At 40.9% G+C, this 16269-nt stretch carries 17 protein-coding genes; 5 read left to right on the forward strand and 12 right to left on the reverse strand.

The genetic code is table 11. From position 1 onward, the window contains the following. Nucleotides 1–234: 234 nt before the first annotated feature. Nucleotides 235–792: an HdeD family acid-resistance protein gene (locus AB3N61_RS07060; RefSeq protein WP_020768053.1), complete on the reverse strand. Its 558-nt coding sequence runs from the start codon at nt 790–792 to the stop codon at nt 235–237. An 84-nt stretch (nt 793–876) separates the two neighbouring features. Continuing rightward, a complete protein-coding gene (locus AB3N61_RS07065; RefSeq protein WP_020768069.1) occupies nt 877–1308 on the reverse strand; it encodes an Hsp20/alpha crystallin family protein in 432 nt (143 codons plus the stop codon). Nucleotides 1309–1494: 186 nt separating this feature from the next. Here AB3N61_RS07065 and AB3N61_RS07070 point away from each other — a divergent pair, with 186 nt between their 5' ends. From AB3N61_RS07070 to AB3N61_RS07090, 5 genes are all read left to right on the forward strand, one after another. After that, nucleotides 1495–2838 carry a PAS domain S-box protein gene (locus tag AB3N61_RS07070; RefSeq protein ID WP_367898893.1) on the forward strand — a complete coding sequence of 448 codons (1344 nt, stop codon included), beginning with the start codon at nt 1495–1497 and terminating at the stop codon, nt 2836–2838. A gap of 8 nt (nt 2839–2846) precedes the next feature. Beyond that, nucleotides 2847–3569, forward strand: coding sequence for a LytR/AlgR family response regulator transcription factor (locus AB3N61_RS07075; RefSeq protein ID WP_020768462.1), 723 nt, complete (start codon nt 2847–2849; stop codon nt 3567–3569). Nucleotides 3570–3705: 136 nt separating this feature from the next. Next, nucleotides 3706–5091: an MBL fold metallo-hydrolase RNA specificity domain-containing protein gene (locus tag AB3N61_RS07080; protein ID WP_367898894.1), complete on the forward strand. Its 1386-nt coding sequence runs from the start codon at nt 3706–3708 to the stop codon at nt 5089–5091. 150 nt (nt 5092–5241) lie between these two features. Then, the gene (locus AB3N61_RS07085) at nt 5242–5922 is read left to right on the forward strand and encodes a Crp/Fnr family transcriptional regulator (protein ID WP_367898895.1); all 681 of its coding nucleotides are present in this window, start codon (nt 5242–5244) and stop codon (nt 5920–5922) included. Further along, nucleotides 5919–6632, forward strand: coding sequence for a dienelactone hydrolase (locus AB3N61_RS07090; protein WP_367898896.1), 714 nt, complete (start codon nt 5919–5921; stop codon nt 6630–6632). The genes AB3N61_RS07085 and AB3N61_RS07090 overlap by 4 nt, the downstream gene beginning before the upstream one ends. A gap of 3 nt (nt 6633–6635) precedes the next feature. Here AB3N61_RS07090 and AB3N61_RS07095 read toward each other — a convergent pair whose 3' ends face one another. The 10 genes from AB3N61_RS07095 to AB3N61_RS07140 form a co-directional block, all read right to left on the reverse strand. Further along, a complete protein-coding gene (locus AB3N61_RS07095) occupies nt 6636–7385 on the reverse strand; it encodes a sulfite exporter TauE/SafE family protein (protein ID WP_020768417.1) in 750 nt (249 codons plus the stop codon). 9 nt (nt 7386–7394) lie between these two features. Continuing rightward, nucleotides 7395–7553: a cbb3-type cytochrome oxidase assembly protein CcoS gene (ccoS, locus tag AB3N61_RS07100; RefSeq protein WP_020768367.1), complete on the reverse strand. Its 159-nt coding sequence runs from the start codon at nt 7551–7553 to the stop codon at nt 7395–7397. Next, on the reverse strand, nt 7550–10003 hold the full coding sequence (locus AB3N61_RS07105) for a heavy metal translocating P-type ATPase (protein WP_367898897.1): 2454 nt from the start codon (nt 10001–10003) through the stop codon (nt 7550–7552). Before AB3N61_RS07105 ends, ccoS begins: the two co-directional genes overlap by 4 nt. After that, the gene (locus AB3N61_RS07110; RefSeq protein ID WP_367898898.1) at nt 10000–10485 is read right to left on the reverse strand and encodes a FixH family protein; all 486 of its coding nucleotides are present in this window, start codon (nt 10483–10485) and stop codon (nt 10000–10002) included. The genes AB3N61_RS07105 and AB3N61_RS07110 overlap by 4 nt, the downstream gene beginning before the upstream one ends. Next, nucleotides 10475–11842: a cytochrome c oxidase accessory protein CcoG gene (gene ccoG, locus AB3N61_RS07115; protein ID WP_020768457.1), complete on the reverse strand. Its 1368-nt coding sequence runs from the start codon at nt 11840–11842 to the stop codon at nt 10475–10477. Before ccoG ends, AB3N61_RS07110 begins: the two co-directional genes overlap by 11 nt. Nucleotides 11843–11877: 35 nt before the next feature. Beyond that, on the reverse strand, nt 11878–12411 hold the full coding sequence (locus tag AB3N61_RS07120) for a cbb3-type cytochrome c oxidase N-terminal domain-containing protein (protein WP_020768014.1): 534 nt from the start codon (nt 12409–12411) through the stop codon (nt 11878–11880). A 1-nt stretch (nt 12412) separates the two neighbouring features. After that, nucleotides 12413–12559 carry a cbb3-type cytochrome c oxidase subunit 3 gene (locus tag AB3N61_RS07125; RefSeq protein ID WP_020768294.1) on the reverse strand — a complete coding sequence of 49 codons (147 nt, stop codon included), beginning with the start codon at nt 12557–12559 and terminating at the stop codon, nt 12413–12415. 8 nt (nt 12560–12567) lie between these two features. Continuing rightward, nucleotides 12568–13257 carry a cytochrome-c oxidase, cbb3-type subunit II gene (gene ccoO / locus AB3N61_RS07130; RefSeq protein ID WP_367898899.1) on the reverse strand — a complete coding sequence of 230 codons (690 nt, stop codon included), beginning with the start codon at nt 13255–13257 and terminating at the stop codon, nt 12568–12570. Continuing rightward, on the reverse strand, nt 13254–14693 hold the full coding sequence (gene ccoN, locus AB3N61_RS07135; RefSeq protein ID WP_020768113.1) for a cytochrome-c oxidase, cbb3-type subunit I: 1440 nt from the start codon (nt 14691–14693) through the stop codon (nt 13254–13256). Before ccoN ends, ccoO begins: the two co-directional genes overlap by 4 nt. A gap of 207 nt (nt 14694–14900) precedes the next feature. Further along, nucleotides 14901–16178 carry an acetyl-CoA hydrolase/transferase family protein gene (locus AB3N61_RS07140; RefSeq protein WP_367898900.1) on the reverse strand — a complete coding sequence of 426 codons (1278 nt, stop codon included), beginning with the start codon at nt 16176–16178 and terminating at the stop codon, nt 14901–14903. Between the last annotated feature and the right edge of the window lie 91 nt (nt 16179–16269).

Genomic DNA, 16269 nt, shown 5'->3' on the forward strand with positions numbered 1-16269 from the left:
CCTCTGTGAAGGATCATTTTTCCGAAGCGTGTTTCTACCTTGAAACAACTCGGGATCGCTATGATCCATGCGAATGCGAAAGATTATGGTACGAATACTTTAGAAGCTGCGGATATATTAGAATTAGCTAATTTCTATAAGTAGGTATCGGTTTTTATTGACAATTTTTCAAAAGACGGACCGGGAGCAATCCAGGAATTACTCCCGGGGTTCTGAACGAAAATTACGATAAAATTATTTTCTAGATCTTTCTATCTTGAACTCTTTCCAACCTAAGTATAAATTTCCCATCCCAGAGATGAAAAACCCGATTCCGGTCCAAAAAATAATCGTAAATATCCCGATCAAAGGAAAGAATAATACGAATATTGCGAAAAGTAGGGTGGAAATCCCTAGAATAAGGACATATCCCCAATGAGAGTTCCTTAGTCTTCGAATTTCTATAGAAAAAGATATTAGGGAAATTGAACGAAAAATCAGCAAAAATCCGAATACAAAGGGAAGTGTGACAGCAGTGATCTCCGGATGAATGAATAATAAGGAGCCGATCAGAACGTCTAAGATACCGACAACTAAATTCCAAATGAATATTTCAGTGTATTTCCTATTGTATAAGGAAAATAGGATATGGCTAACTCCGGTTGCGGCCAGAATGATTGAGAATGCAAGTGCCAATACTAAAAAACTTTGTCCGGGAAATAGAATCGTCACCGTTCCCGTTAGAAGCCAAAGGGCACCGACTAATATTTGAAGCCACCAATGTTTTGATTCTTGAGTTATTAAAGTTGTCATAAGGTTTTATTTTAATTTACTCCGAAAAAAATCGGCGAATTTGAAACGAACTCGCCGAGTATTCAGCTTTTGTAATCGGTGGTATTAATTTACTCCGATCTTAACCGCTTTTTTGGGCGCTTCTAGTTCCTTTCTAGGAATAGTGAGCTTTAACACTCCGTTATCGTATTTAGCGCTGATTTGATCCTTAATAACATTATCCGGAAGAGTGAATGTCCTGCTAAAGGAAGAATAATTGTATTCTCGCTTGCTATAGGTTTTGTCCTCTTGTTTGGATTCGGATTTTTTTTCCGCGCTTACGGTAAGCTGGTCGCCTTCTAGATCGATTTTAAAATCCCCTTTTTCCAAGCCGGGAGCCGCGAAATCCATTTCATATCCTTCCTTCGTCTTTACCACGTTAACTGCCGGGATATGTTGGAAGGGGCTTCTATTCAATAACTCGTTCCAGGATTGGAAGAAATGATCCAAATTGGAAAGATTCAAAAAATGATCCGTTGGTTTGGTTATACTATTCATCGCGAATACTCCTGAGGAAGTTTTAAACTAGTATTAACGATCAGTCAACGGCCAACGGGGAGAACGGCACGATCCAAAAGGAAAAAGCAAACCTACAGGGTTTTCCGCATAATTTTGATTGCAGAGGAATCGAGAGTATGTAATCTAATGATGACTTACGTTAATATACCGCAATTATAGGCATTTATGGGCAATGAAAGAAGGTTGAAAGATGTTTTGGATAATATGCCTATTCTTTTCTTTTCCTTGGACGAGAATCTTAGACCTGTTTCTTGGAACCATGAATGCGAAAAAGTTTTGGGATATTCTTTTATCGAGATCTTAAACGATCCCAGTTTTTCTTTTCGAAATTTGATCCCAGATAGAGGGGAATCTGCCGGATTCAATCCCGGACTTCTGGATTCGGATTTTAAGAATTGGGAATTGGATCTGGTTTCCAAAGGAGGAAAGTCCAAATTAGTCTCCCTTTCTAATATCTCCTCGGAATTTCCGCTTTTCGGTTCCATGAAATGGTTCGTCGGTGTGGATATTACTAGAACCAAAGAGATAGAACGAGAATTAAAAAGTTCTTTAAAGGAACTGTCTGATTTTCAGAAAGCGCTGAATGCCGTATCTATCGTTGCGATTACCGATAAGGCTGGAACGATCATCTACGTGAACCAAAACTTCTGCGATATTAGCGGATATTCCAGAGACGAATTGTTAGGACATACTCATAGGGTAGTCAATTCCGGATACCATCCGAAGGAGTTTTTCGCAGATCTTTGGAAGACGATTTCCAAAGGAAAAATTTGGAAAGGAGAAATTAAAAACAGAGCTAAAGACGGAAAATATTACTGGGTGGATACCACCATTTCCCCAATTTTGGACGTCAATGGAAAGCCGTATCAATATCTGGCGATCCGCAACGATATCACAGAAAGAAAAGAAACGGAAGAGAAGGCGAGGCACGCCGAGAACAATCTAAAGATCCTTCAAGATCGGATGAGTCCTCATTTCCTATTTAATACGTTGAGCATCATTCATTCCTATCTCCAGACAAACCCAGGGCTTGCGGATTCCGCCATTTTAATGCTCGCAGATAATTACAGATTTTTAATGGATCAGGCAAACCAACAGCTTGTCCCTTTCGATATAGAATGGGAATTTATGGAAAATTATCTACAACTTTTGAAACTTAGGTTTTCCGACTTTTTAGAAGTGGAGTTCGAAAAATCGGGTAATTTTAAACAATGCCAGATCCCGCCCTTGACCTTACAACCTTTAGTGGAAAATTCCTATATTCACGGTTTAAGAGATAGAAAAGGAAAAGGAAAGATCAGCGTTAAAGCTTTGATGAAGGATGACAAGACCATGGTAACGATAAGGGATAATGGAAAGGGATTAAAGGATTCCAATATTCTTTCCAGGAGCATTGTGAACATTTCCGAACGTCTGAAATTTTATCTTTACGATTCGGAAGTGAAGATCGAAAATCACCCCGAGGGCGGGGCGATCGTCACGATCGGTTTTAAATCCGCGAAAAATTAATAATAAAAATGGCTGAATGGAGAACACTGATCGTTGAAGACGAGGCCCCTACTAGGGAATTACTCGTAAATTACTGTATTGCTCGCCCTGAATTAAAACTAGTAAAAATAGCTAAAGATGGGGAAGAAGCGCTGGAATATCTTCAGAACGAAGAATTCCATCTGGCTTTTTTGGATATTAATCTTCCCATCCTTTCCGGCTTGGATATTCTAGAAAGATTGGAAAATCCTCCGTATATTATTTTTATCACTGCGCTTAGAGACAAGGCGATCGAGGCATTCGAATTCGGTGTCATCGATTACCTTCTCAAACCGTTTTCTAAAGAAAGATTTTTTAAAGCGGTGGATCGTGCCGTGGAAATTTTAGGGAACGAATCAGGCAAACCTTCCAAGAACGTTTTTAACGAGCATGGACTTTTCATTTTAGAAAAGGAAAATCATTTTTTAATTCCTTACGGAGAGATCATTTATATTTCGTCCAGGGATAATTTTAGCGTGGTTCATACCGAAAAAAGGCAGTACGTGACTTACAAATCCTTAAAAAGTCTGGAGCATAAACTTCCTCCGAATAAATTTATGAGGGTATATAAACAATACATAATTAATTTGGAAAAGTTGTCTCATTTACAAAGTGATAATATGGGAAATTATTCCGTTCACTTGAAAGATGAGGACGAGACACAACTTCCCGTCGGAAGAAAGTATATCTCCAAGATCAAAGAACTTCTTTAATTTCTCCCTGTGATTTTGCCGGTTAAGAACCGATTTCACCGTATATCTCGCGAAGTATTGACTTAAGCGAGATTTTTGCTTATTCTTGCTTCTTTCCGGCTTATCCGGAACGAGCGCAATTAAAGGAGAAATCAAATTGGAGAATCAGAACGGAAGTCTTGTTAGTTTACAATTTTTGGGAGGAGTGGGCACCGTTACTGGTTCTAAATACCTTTTAAAAGCCTTTGGAAAAACGATTCTGATCGACTGCGGTCTTTTCCAAGGGGAAAAAAAACTCAGACTTTTGAACTGGGATGCAGATCAATTCTTTCCGACGGAAATAGATCATATTCTTCTTACTCACGGACATTTGGACCATTGCGGATATTTACCTAGAGTTGTAAAAAAAGGTTTTCGAGGGAAAATATTCGGCACCAAACCTACATTAGATGTATCTAATATAGTTCTGAAAGATAGCGCAAAATTACAGGAAGAAGACGCAGAACTTGCGAATTTGGGCGGATATTCCAAACATAAACCCGCCTTTCCATTGTATGATAGCGACGATGCCGAAAAGACAATCAAACTATTTTATGCCGTAGAGATCGGGGAATGGTTCCATCTGGAACCGAATATTCGGTTTCGTTTCCGATACAACGGTCATATTCTCGGAGCAAGCTTTATCGAGTTCAAGGTTGGGAACAAGACGCTAATCTTCTCGGGGGATATAGGTCGTGATAACGATCCTCTTTTATATCCGCCGGAAAAGCCGGAGGAAGGGGATATTGTCCTAATCGAATCCACCTATGGGAATCGGATCCACAGGGGAAATCCGGTCAAACGTTTAGCTCAATTGATCCATGAATTCTCCACTTCTAAGGGAACCATTATCGTTCCCTGCTTCGCGGTGGAGAGAATTCAGGCAGTCATGTATCTGATTTGGAAATTGATGAAGGACGGAGAGATCCCGAATATACCCGTATATATGGATTCTCCTATGGGATCTAAAGTTTTAGATTTATTTAATACTTATGGAAGCGAATGGCATAAGTTGAAGGAGGACGAATTATCCGAATTAAAAGAGGATATATTCTGCATCACCGAATCTTCGGAGACCAAAAAGATAGTGAATAAAAGGGGACCGAAAATTGTGATCGCCGGAAGCGGGATGGCCACGGGAGGAAGGGTGCTTTCCTATCTAGAACATTCCTTAGGCGATCCTAATTCTCTAGTATTATTCGTAGGATACCAAGCGAGAGAGACCAGGGGTAATAAATTGCTGAGGGGAGATACTGAGATCAAGATCCGGGGTAAATATTATGAGGTGAGATGTGATGTTCAGAATATAGACGGATTATCCGCTCATGCAGACCAATCGGAACTTATCTCTTGGTTATCCAAGATCAAAACGCAACCTAAGGAGGTCTTCATTGTACACGGTGAAGAGGACGCAAGTAGGATCTTAGGGAATCGTATCCGAAGTATATACGGATGGGAGGCAAAGATCCCGGAAAGAGGAGAAGTTTTCGAATTCGAAGTGTAATTATGCAATCCGCGGTTTTATTACCGCGGAATTTCACCCTGGAAATCCGCCGGAAACCGTCCCAATCGGTAGGATCTCTCACCGGGCCTTGACCTTTACTTTTTCTTCCCGTATGGTTATGACCATCGAGATATAAAGGGACTTAAAAACATGACCAGCGCAGTAAAAATCGCAACCGAGACAAACCGAGTTTTACCAAGGGAAATTTTTCCAAAAGAAAACCTTCTCCATCACCATGAAGTTAATTTCACTCGTAAGAAGATTTCCAAAAACGAGATCTTATTCTCTCAAGGAGAGCAGGCTAACGGGTTTTATATAGTCGAGACCGGCTCCATCCGATCCTATAGAACTTCCTGGTCGGGGGAAAAACAGCATACATTCAAAATTTATCATCCTGGAAATTGGGTCGGGATCAGAGACGCCGCCATCGGAGGAAATTTCCTGCACCATGCTGTGGCGCTCGTGGAATCCACGGTTCTATTTGTGGAAGAAGAGGAACTTCGCAGACTTTTAAATTCCGATTCAGAATTCCAAAATTCAGTGTTCAGACAGGTAACAATCGAAGCTGTCGAGTCGGAGAATAAGATCTATTCTTTGGGAACTCGTCAAGTTCACGCAAAACTTTCAGAATTTCTGTTACAATTATCAGAATCACAAGACTCGGACGAAGATCTTCCTTTCACTCGTGAGATCATGGCATCTATGATCGGCGTGACTACTGAAACTTTGGTCCGGGCCTTGGCTGATTTTAAGAGCAGAGGTTGGGTGGAAATAGACAAAAGAAAAATAGTGATTAAAAATGAAGAGGCTCTCCTTCGTTTGTTGGATTGAATCCTCATACCGTTTATATTCTCTACTTAAAGTTTTATAAAATGGTCCTGTATGATATCCAGAACATTCTAAACTTCAAAGTAAATCGGATCCACCTTAAAGGAGAACTTTTTATCCCGAGCCAGGCTGAGTTTTTGGCTATCTTGATCTTAGATGAGAAGGATGATAAATTCGCGGATCGATTTTCTAAGATGAGGATTTCACTGAATGAATGGGGAGTGGCCACTTTTTTTCTGAAAGGCCTTTTGACCCGGGAGGAAAGAGAGATCCACGCAAATCGTTCCGATATTGCTCTTCTGTCGGATCGACTTTTAGAGATCACCAAACAGATCAAAAATATCAAGGGCGCTGATTCTTTAAAAATTTCTTATATAGGATCTTCCTCGATATCGGATAGAATATTCCGGGCTGCACAAAGTTCGGAATCGCCGGTCGAAAGTTTGGTATTAATCGGGAACGGTCTTCAGGAATATAATGGAAAGTTGTTAAACGCTTCCATCTTGAATATTTTAGGTGAGCTTGATTTTACGGGCAGAATAGTGAACCGTTCCGTTCTTTCCAAGATAGAAACTTCTGTTAAAAGAATGTATTTTGTACCAGGTTCTCCGAGTCATTTCGAGGACAGTGCCAAATGGATTATGGTTTCGGAAGCGATACTAAGATGGTATCGCTTCCCGGAAAAAAGGTCCAAGGAATTCTCCCATTTATAAGACCTAATGATGGTGGTGATGGCTACCTTCTTCTATTTTTTCTCCCGGTTCGGAATGATGATGTGTATGATTCATTCTGAATAATATCAGAGAGATAGAAAGGAGAATGATCGCAAAACCTGCTAGTTTAAGTTTATCTTTTCCGAATTTTGCTAAGATCATTCTAAATCCTAAACCGAATCCGAAAAGTAGGGGAAAGGTCCCTAAAAAAAAGAAGAACATACTTAACGCTCCGAATACGGGCGAACCTGTCGCAAATGCCATCACGAATGCGGGATATAAGATGCCGCAGGGTAAAAATCCGGTCAACATTCCGAACATAAATCCGATAGTGAGCCTGGAAACCGGGCTTTTATTCTCTTTGAATTTTAAAAGTTTAGAACCTACTTTGGAAAAAATTTTAGAGAAAAATCGATTTTGTGTCCAATCTTTTTGGAATAAAATGGATACTCCGAAAAGTAGAATAAAAAACGCTCCGAACCACGCTGCAAATTCTTGAGCAGGAAGTAATAAGGATAAACTTTGGTTTGTAACCTTTCCTAAAAAACCGAAACCCAACCCTATCGAAGAATAAGAAACTAATCTTCCCAGATTATACAAAATTTGTAATAGGACCGGATTTGTTTTTTTGTCGGTCGGCGATACTGTCAGGTTTAGGCTTCCCGCTAGGGGGCCACACATTCCTAAACAATGGAAAGAACCGGTTAGGCCGTTTAAAAAAGATCCGAATAAGATCGCAGAAGTAAGTTCCATGATAAATTCCTAATTCGATTTTTCCTGTTTATCTTCTTCAAATAACATCCTGTATTTAGGACCTTCGATATCTTCATATTGACCGGACCTAAAATTGAGTAAAAATACGTAAAATGCTCCGAAAGAGATCACGAGTGCGATCGGAATTGTCAGATACAAAGCGTTCATGTAAATACCCTATGTTTTAAAGAAATGGAATTTAATACGACAGTTAAAGAACTCAATGTCATAAAGCCCGCACAGATCACAGGGAGCATTAACCCGCCTGCCGCTAAAGGGATCATTATGGAATTATAAACTAATGAAAGACAGATGTTTTGAAGAATTACTCTTCTTGTTTTTCTGGCGATCAGAACGGATTTAGGAAGGGAATCCAATCTGTCTTTTACGAGTATAATATCCGATTTATCCAAGGAAAGATCGGAACCCATCCCCATTGAGATCCCCAGGTCTGCCTGAGCTATACATGCGGAATCATTGACCCCATCCCCCACCATAAGGACCACTTCTCCCGAAGATTGTGCCTCTAAGATCCTTTCTTTCTTTTGGATGGGCGTTAGATTGGCTTTATAATTTTGGATCCCGAGTTCCTTGGAAAGTGTTTCCACCTTCGCCGGAATATCTCCGGACAATATTTCCATATTAGAAAAAAATGATTTTAGTTCCTGTATGGAACCTTTTGCTTCCGGTCTGGCTTTATCCCTGAATTCCCAGGCGACCAATGGAATACCATTTTCGGAAAGATGGATCCATCCGTCGTTTTCGGGTTTATTTTCCCATACGAAGTTCTTTTTACCGATCCTATATGTTGTTTCTCGGAATTTGGCCTCCATTCCTTCTCCTGGAATTTCTTTGTAGGAGCTCCAACCCGAAATATTCCCGGAGGATTCGTTTGCGGATAGTTCCTCTAAAAAATGAGGTGAGTCCGAAGAAAATGTTTCTATGATGGATTTAGCGATTGGATGAGAAGAATGGGATTCTAGTCGGATTGCGATCTCCCTGAATTTGGACGGCTTTTCATCTATAGTGAAATACTTTTCCGCGTTTAATTCCAGTTTGCCTGTGGTAAGCGTTCCGGTTTTATCGAAGAAGATCCGATTTGCTTTTGCTAAAATTTCCACTGACTCAGGATTTTTGACGAGTACACCTTCCTTGGATTGGAGTAAATGACTGATCACGAGTGCGGCCGGGACACTTAAACCTAAGGCACAAGGACAGGCTACGATCAAGACGCTGATCGTATTTAGGATTGCTTCTTCCGTGGAATAAAATTTAAACCAATAAATAAAGGTCCCGATCGCGACGAATAATACCACCTTTATGAAAATCGCGGCCAGCTTATCCGTACTTCTTTGGATTTTCGGCTTCGTTAATAAAGAATCTTCTAATATTCTACCGATCTGCGCGAGAGAACTTTCGTTTGTGTTTCCTTTTGCTTGGAATTTTATATCAGTGGAAAGCGAAACAGAACCGGCCTTGATCTCGGCTCCTTTAGATTTTCGGATCGGTTTACTTTCTCCCGTTAAAACGGATTCGTCGAAAAATGCTATTTCGGATTCCAAAATCCCGTCCACAGGGGCCTTACTTCCTAAAGACAATCTGACTAAGTCCCCTTTTTCAATGGTGGAGGCGGAATGTTTGGACCAGATCCCTTTTTTAGATACCTCGTATTCTTCCGGAAGAAGGGAGAGTAATTCTCCTATTTTTGCTCCCGCTTTATAACGTATCATCGCCTCGAAATATTTTCCGAGTAGAATAAAAAAGTAGATGGTACAAACGGAGTCGAAGTAAACTTCTCCTCTGCCGGAAATCGTTACATAAATACTGTAGAAGTAGGCGAGACTGACTCCTGCAAATAATAACGTATCCATTCCGAGAAGTTTTCGTTTCCAGGATTCGTATGCTCCTTTCCAGAAAGGGTAGCCGGAATAAAAATAAACGGGAGTCGCAAATATCCAGGAAATATAATGAAATAAATTTTTAATATTTAATTCCATCCCTTCGAAATAGCCTGCGTATAGACTTGCGGAGAATAACATGATATTTCCCCAACAAAAACCGGCGACTATCATCCGGATACTAAGCTCTTGGAAGGGTTTCTCTACTTTGGATTCCGCTTTTAAGGGAGAGTATAATCGGGCCTTGTATCCCAAACTTTCGATGGTTTTGATAATTTTTCCGAGTGTTAGCTTTGAGAGATCGAATCCTACTTTGAGCCTTCCCGTCCCGAAATTGATCCTTGCGTCATGGACTCCTTCTGTTTTAGTCAGAACGGTTTCAATGAGCCATACACATGCCGAGCAATGTAGGTTAGTAACAGTTATGTATACGTTTGAATCCGGGCCATTCTTCTTTTCTAAATATTCCGAATATACGGTTTCATTATCCAATTCTTCCGGAGAAATTTTAAGAACTTCCGTATCAACAGGTTCTAAGGACTGGGTCCCCCTGATCTGATAAAATTGGTCCAGTCCGTTCTCTAATAATAAATGGGAGATCTCTGCACATCCATTGCAGCAATATTCCCTTTCTATTCCCTGTTCGGTCCTACGTATGGATACTCCGTCGATCTCCGTATTACAATGAAAACATAATGTTTTTTTTTCTAATACTTTCAATCGGCTACCTTAACGGATACGCTCTTTTCCAGAGTACCTTCCGGGATCTTAGCGGAGATTGAAATTCTCCATTCTCCAGGGAAAGGAATTGTAAGTGCGCCCTGATATTTTCCGGGACTAGTTTCCTTTAAGGTGATGTTCTCGTTGAATTTTTCGGTCGCTGTTTTATCCAATTGTACTTGGATTTGAGCCCCTTTGATCTTATGGACACCTTGTTTGAACTCTAACTGGATTTCTTGCTTTCCTGATCGGAAAAGATTCGGATTTTGGATCCATTCCCCATGGAAGCCGTATCCGTTTTCTACCATTTTCCTTTGAGAGAGGATAGACTGTTCGTATTTCAGCCCTTTTTCGTAATAATTAGAGTCGATAGTCGGAGTGTGCCCAGCTAAAGCTAATTTTACCGTGTAGAAAGTAGCAACAAATAATGCTAGGAATGCGATCTTGATCGCCCAAAAGGCTCTTTTTAAACTAACGTCCATGGACTATCCTCTCCTCATTTTGTATTTTCCATCCGGTAATTGAGACCGGAAGCAAGAACGGGATTGTTTTCGATTTAGAATATTCGAAATCTTGAATATCTATTACTTTCAATTTAATATCATGACTTCTTTTTTTTGTGTCTTGTTCGGCTATTTTGAGTTCGATGAACAGTCTGTATCTTTCTTCCGAGTTACCTTTCAATTCTACGACGGCTTCTTCCGTACCGCCGACGAGTATTTTTCTTTCTCCCTGTAAATCCGAACTTTCTATTTCAAACTTTAAGGTCCTATCCTTAGGAGTCAGATTTTGCATTTGTACTTCGTAAAAATTTCTTACCACGCCGTTTTGGACCATCATCGGTTGAATATTTCTATCCGGTATAACCGACAGATAGAGCGGGACCCGGCTGGATAATAGGATCCCGATTGCCGAAATTGTAAACATTAAGGAAAGTGCATAGACAACGGTTCTGGGTCGGATCCAGCGGATAGGGGACCCTTTTTGGGAAATTTGATTTTCCGACCAGTAACCGATCAAGGTTTTCTTGTTTTCCTTTTCCATTTGTTTTGTGCAGGCGTCGGAACATTTTCCGCAAGCGATACACCAAGGATTTGCTCCTTCCCGGATATCGATTCCAGTGGGACAAACTACGAGGCACATATTACAAGCTGTGCAGTCTCCGATCTTTGTTTGTCCCTTTCTTCTGGGTTCTCCCCTGGAGTAATCATAAGTGATATTAACAGAATGATTATCCATCATTACCGTTTGGAAACGAGCATACGGACAGGCATACTTACAAAATTGTTCCCGTATAAATGCGATATCCGCATACATTGCAAAAGTAAAAAATCCCAAAAATAAAGACCAGGTGGGAAGGTTTGAATTTGGATTTTTTAAAAAACCGATCATTTGGTATGGGTCTGAAAAATACGAGATCCAAGCGAAAGATGCTGCAAAACTAACTAAGATCCAAGTGATATGAGTTAAAACTACTAATGCAAAGTTTGCGTCTTTCTTTCCGTATTTCGAATCTTGTATCTTTCTTCCGATCCAATCGAAAATATCGGAATAGATGGTTTGGGGACAGGCCCATCCGCACCAAACCCGACCGATCAGAGTGGTAAAAAAGAAAAGGCAAAGCCCCGAAGCGATCAGGAATAAATGGAGAAAGTAACCTTCTTGTGGAATAAAAATATGACCGAATAGAAAGAATTTTCTATCCGGTATATCCAATCGGATAACTTGAAATCCTTCCCAGCGGATCCAAGGAGTTATAAAAAAGAGAAGAACCAAAAGAACCTGGACGTAATTTCTCGCAGTTCTTATCTTTCCCTGCATAGGTCTTGAAATGATCATTGCCCCTCCTTATGATCCACTGAGACGGTTTGAGCTTATTTGGAAGATTTTAGCTCCGGATTTCGAGAAGCTAACCAAGCAAGCACTTGATAAACTTTCTCGGAACCTAAGGAGTTTTCATGTGCGGGCATTGGCCCCCTGCCTAGTTTGGCTCTTTCGATGGAAATCCCCTTCATAACAGTTTCATAAAGTTCTAGATCCGTGCTGCCGTGCAGCCATTCTTTATCCATTAGATTTGGGCCGACTAGACCTTCTCCAGTCGGTCCATGGCAAGCGACACAGTATGTCTGGAACGTTTTTTGTCCTGCATTGATCGCGTCTTGATTTCCTCTTAATGGATTGGATCCGTCTTTGGATTCTACCGCAACGTTACGATTTGGAAATTCCTTTTCGTATTCTTGGATCTGAGAGGCGTAATAGGCGCTTGTTCCCCAATCCGAAAAAACATGGAAGTAAACCGCATAAACTCCGGCAAATAGGATACATCCTAAGAATACCCATTTCCACCATTCCGGAAGAGGATTATCAGCCTGTCTGATCCCGTCGAATTCTTTGTTTGGATCACTCATATTAATCCTCCTCCAGCATTCTGAATTTAGGTTTTTCCATTCTTTCCTTTCTGGAACTTCTATAAACGTACAGTATAATCGTAAATATAGAAAGTACCAGAATAGGGAGTCTTAATGATTTATAAATTTGTAATGTATCTAGGTCCACATTGCACCTCACTGTAAACTTTTGGACAATTCGGCGGTATCTCTTCCTAATTTAAGCAGGTATGCTATCAGAGCGTCCCCGGCAGTTTTTCCGGCTAACAAATTAGGAGCGGATAAGATATCTTCTTCCGTATAAGGAACTCCGACCTTCTGGAGACCTCTCATATGGTCAGCGATCTTAGAAGCATCAATGGTTGCGGACTCTTCGAATAACCATGGATAGGCAGGCATAATGGAACCTTTTGCCGTATCTCTCGGGTTAATCAAATGTGTCTTATGCCATTCCGCAGAAGGTTGTATTTGGGACTCGTGGGCCAGATCCGGTCCTGTTCTTTTGGATCCCCATAAGAAAGGATGATCGTAAACATATTCTCCCGCTTTGGAATACCCGTCCTTACCGTAGGAATGCTGAGGATCGAAACGGTCCACTTCCCATTTGAAAGGACGTATCATCTGGGTATGACAGTTATTACATCCTTCCTTCTGATAAACATCCCTTCCCGCTAATTCCAACGCGTTATACGGTTTTACGTTCTGGATAGGTTCCGCCGTCTTCGTGAGAAAGAATGGCGGGATTAATTCGAACATTCCTCCGATCAAGATAGCGATCGTTGTATATAGGGTGAACTTAACTCCGTGTTTTTCCCACTGATCGGTGAAACCGGAGAACCAATCCAATAATTTGTCGAACCAATTCATACAACTTTCTCCTCTTTTGATCCGATCCTTAGATCGATTTCTTTGAATCCGGAGCCGGAGTTCATGATAGTGCGGACCACATTATAGATCATGATGATCAGTCCGATGAAATAGAGTCCTCCTCCGATTCCACGGAATAACCTATACGGTTTTAAGGTTTCCGTGATCTGTACCCAGTTCGGGAATTTTAAGGCTCCTGTTTCGTCTATCGCTCTCCACATGGATCCTTCGCTGATACCGGAAACCCACATGGATACGATATACAATAAGATCCCGAGTGTAGCGACCCAGAAGTGAACGTTAGCCAGCCTTTCGGAGAACAGGTTGGTATTCCATAACCTAGGCACTAAATAATAGATGACTGCAAAAGACATCATACCTACCCAGCCTAAGGTCCCTCCGTGAACATGTCCTATGATCCAATCCGTGTTATGGCCTAAACCGCTGACAGCTCTAATGGAAAGAAGTGGTCCTTCGAATGTCGACATACCGTAGAATGTGAGTCCAACTAAGAGCATTTTTAAGGTAGCATCCGTTTTGATCTTCTCCTTGGCTTGAGTGAGTGTTAAAAATCCGTTTAACATACCTCCCCAGGAAGGCATCCATAACATGATACTAAATACCATTCCTGTGGTTTGTAACCAGTCAGGAAGAGGGGAATATAATAGATGGTGAGGACCAGCCCAAATATACAGAAAGATCAAACTCCAGAAGTGAATAATGGAGAGTCTGTGGCTATAGATAGGTTGTTTGATGTGTTTGGGAAGATAATAGTACATCAATCCCAAAAATGGAGTGGTAAGAACGAACGCTACTGCGTTGTGTCCATACCACCATTGGATGTTAGCGTCGTACACACCGGAGTATACGGAATAGGATTTGATCCAACTTACCGGAATTGAAAGGTTATTTACGATGAATAGGATCGGGATGGTAACCCAGGAGGCGATATAGAACCAGATCGCCGAGTACAGTTGCTTTTCTTCGCGAGTAAAGATCGTAGCGAAGTAATTGATCAGGAAGATCACGAACCAGATCACGATTGAAAGGTCCAAAGGCCATTCCAATTCCGCGTATTCCTTAGATTGATTTAAACCTAAAGGCAGAGTGATCGCAGCCGCAATTATCGTAAGATTATATAAGAATAAGTGTAAGTATGCGAGTTTATCGCTCCAAATCCTTACTCTGCATAGCCTTTGTACAGTGTGGTAACCGGTTGCGAATATAATACTCAATGCGAACCCGAAAATCGCCGCATTCGTATGTAAGGGTCTCAACCTGCCGAAAGTGAAGTAGGGTCCGAAATTTAATTCAGGATATACCATTTGGAAAGCGATCCACACTCCCACAAGCATGGAAGCCACACCCCAAACCAATCCCGATATCAAAAATCCTTTGACGATCTTGTCGTTATATTTTTGTTCTAAAGAACTCATTCTTGATCTCTCCGGTTTTTTCCGTGAAGGATAATTCCACTTTTAGATTGGAATGTCGAAACGCAAGGAATCCGACTTCTTCTTCCTTCAAAACGGTCTTGATAATTGTCAACCGGAGGATGACAGGTTAATCTTAGTTGTCAATAAATAAGTGTTTAACGAAATTGTAATATACTATAGAGTTTAGTATATTTTCGATTTTGAGAATTAAAATCCTTTAAACCTTTCAAAGGCTTCTCTTTCCAAAGATTCTCTGTGGTTGGGATGGGCAATTTGTGTAAGGAGTTTTGCTCTTTGTTTCAGATTTTTGCCGTAAAGATCCGCTATACCGTATTCCGTGATTACATAGTGAACGTTTGCTCTGGTAGTGGTCACACTTGCCCCGGGTTGGAGAATCGGAACGATCCTAGATTTTCCATGAGAAGTAACGGAAGGAAGAGCAATGATCGGTTTTCCCCCTTCCGAGAGGGAAGCTCCTCGAATAAAATCCATTTGTCCGCCCACACCTGAATATTGTCTAGTTCCGATAGAATCCGCGCATACCTGTCCTGTCAGATCCACTTCGATTGCAGAATTGATTGCGGTTACTTTAGGATTTTTGCGGATATTTGCCGTGTCATTGATATAACCTATATCTAAAAATACGACTTCCGGATTATCATCCACGAAATCGTAAAGTTTTCTGGTTCCCATCACGAATCCGGTTACTATTTTTCCAGGATGGTTCTTTTTGTTTTTTCCAGTGATAATCCCTTTTTCCACCAAAGAGATGACGCCGTCGGAAAACATTTCGGTATGGATCCCTAGATCTTTATGATTTTGTAAACAAGAGAGAACGGCATCCGGAATGGCGCCAATTCCCATCTGTAAGGTTGCCCCATCATCAACAAGACCTGCGATATATTCACCGATCTTCGATTCTATTTGGTTCGGTATGCTGTGTTTTGCCTCTAATAATGGAATATTACCTTCTATTAATTTATGGATTTTATTTATATGAATGATCCCATCCCCATGTGTCCTCGGCATATACTGGTTCACCTGAGCGATTACCATATCGGCAGAATCCACCGCAGCCTTGCTTATATCCACGGATACTCCCAATGAACAAAAACCATGTTTGTCAGGACAAGAAACCGTGATAAGAGCCGCGTCCAAAGGTAGGATTTTTTTTCTGAATAGAGAAGGACATTCGCTTAAAAAGACCGGAAGATAATCCGCTCTTCCTTCCTTTACCGCTTCTCTCATATTCGCGCCTACGAATAGGGCGTTTGTATGAAAAGAAGGCTCCATTCCTTTTTGGGCATAGGGAGCTTCTCCTTCCGTATGAATATGGACTAGCTCTATATTTTGTAATTCCGAAGCTCTGGCACTCAGGGCTTCGATCAGAAGTTTAGGAGAAGCGAATACACTGTGGATGAAAACTCTTTGGTCGTTTTTGATCTCGGAAACCGCATCTTTCGGGGAAACAAAATGTAAATCCATATCGGAATATTTTTTAGATTTTTACCGAGTAGAAGTCAAGGGACAAAATTTCTTGGAACCTATTGATTTTTCCCAAGTTTCGCCGTTCCAA

The sequence above is a fragment of the Leptospira sp. WS58.C1 genome, from assembly GCF_040833995.1.
GTDB lineage: Bacteria > Spirochaetota > Leptospiria > Leptospirales > Leptospiraceae > Leptospira_B > Leptospira_B cinconiae.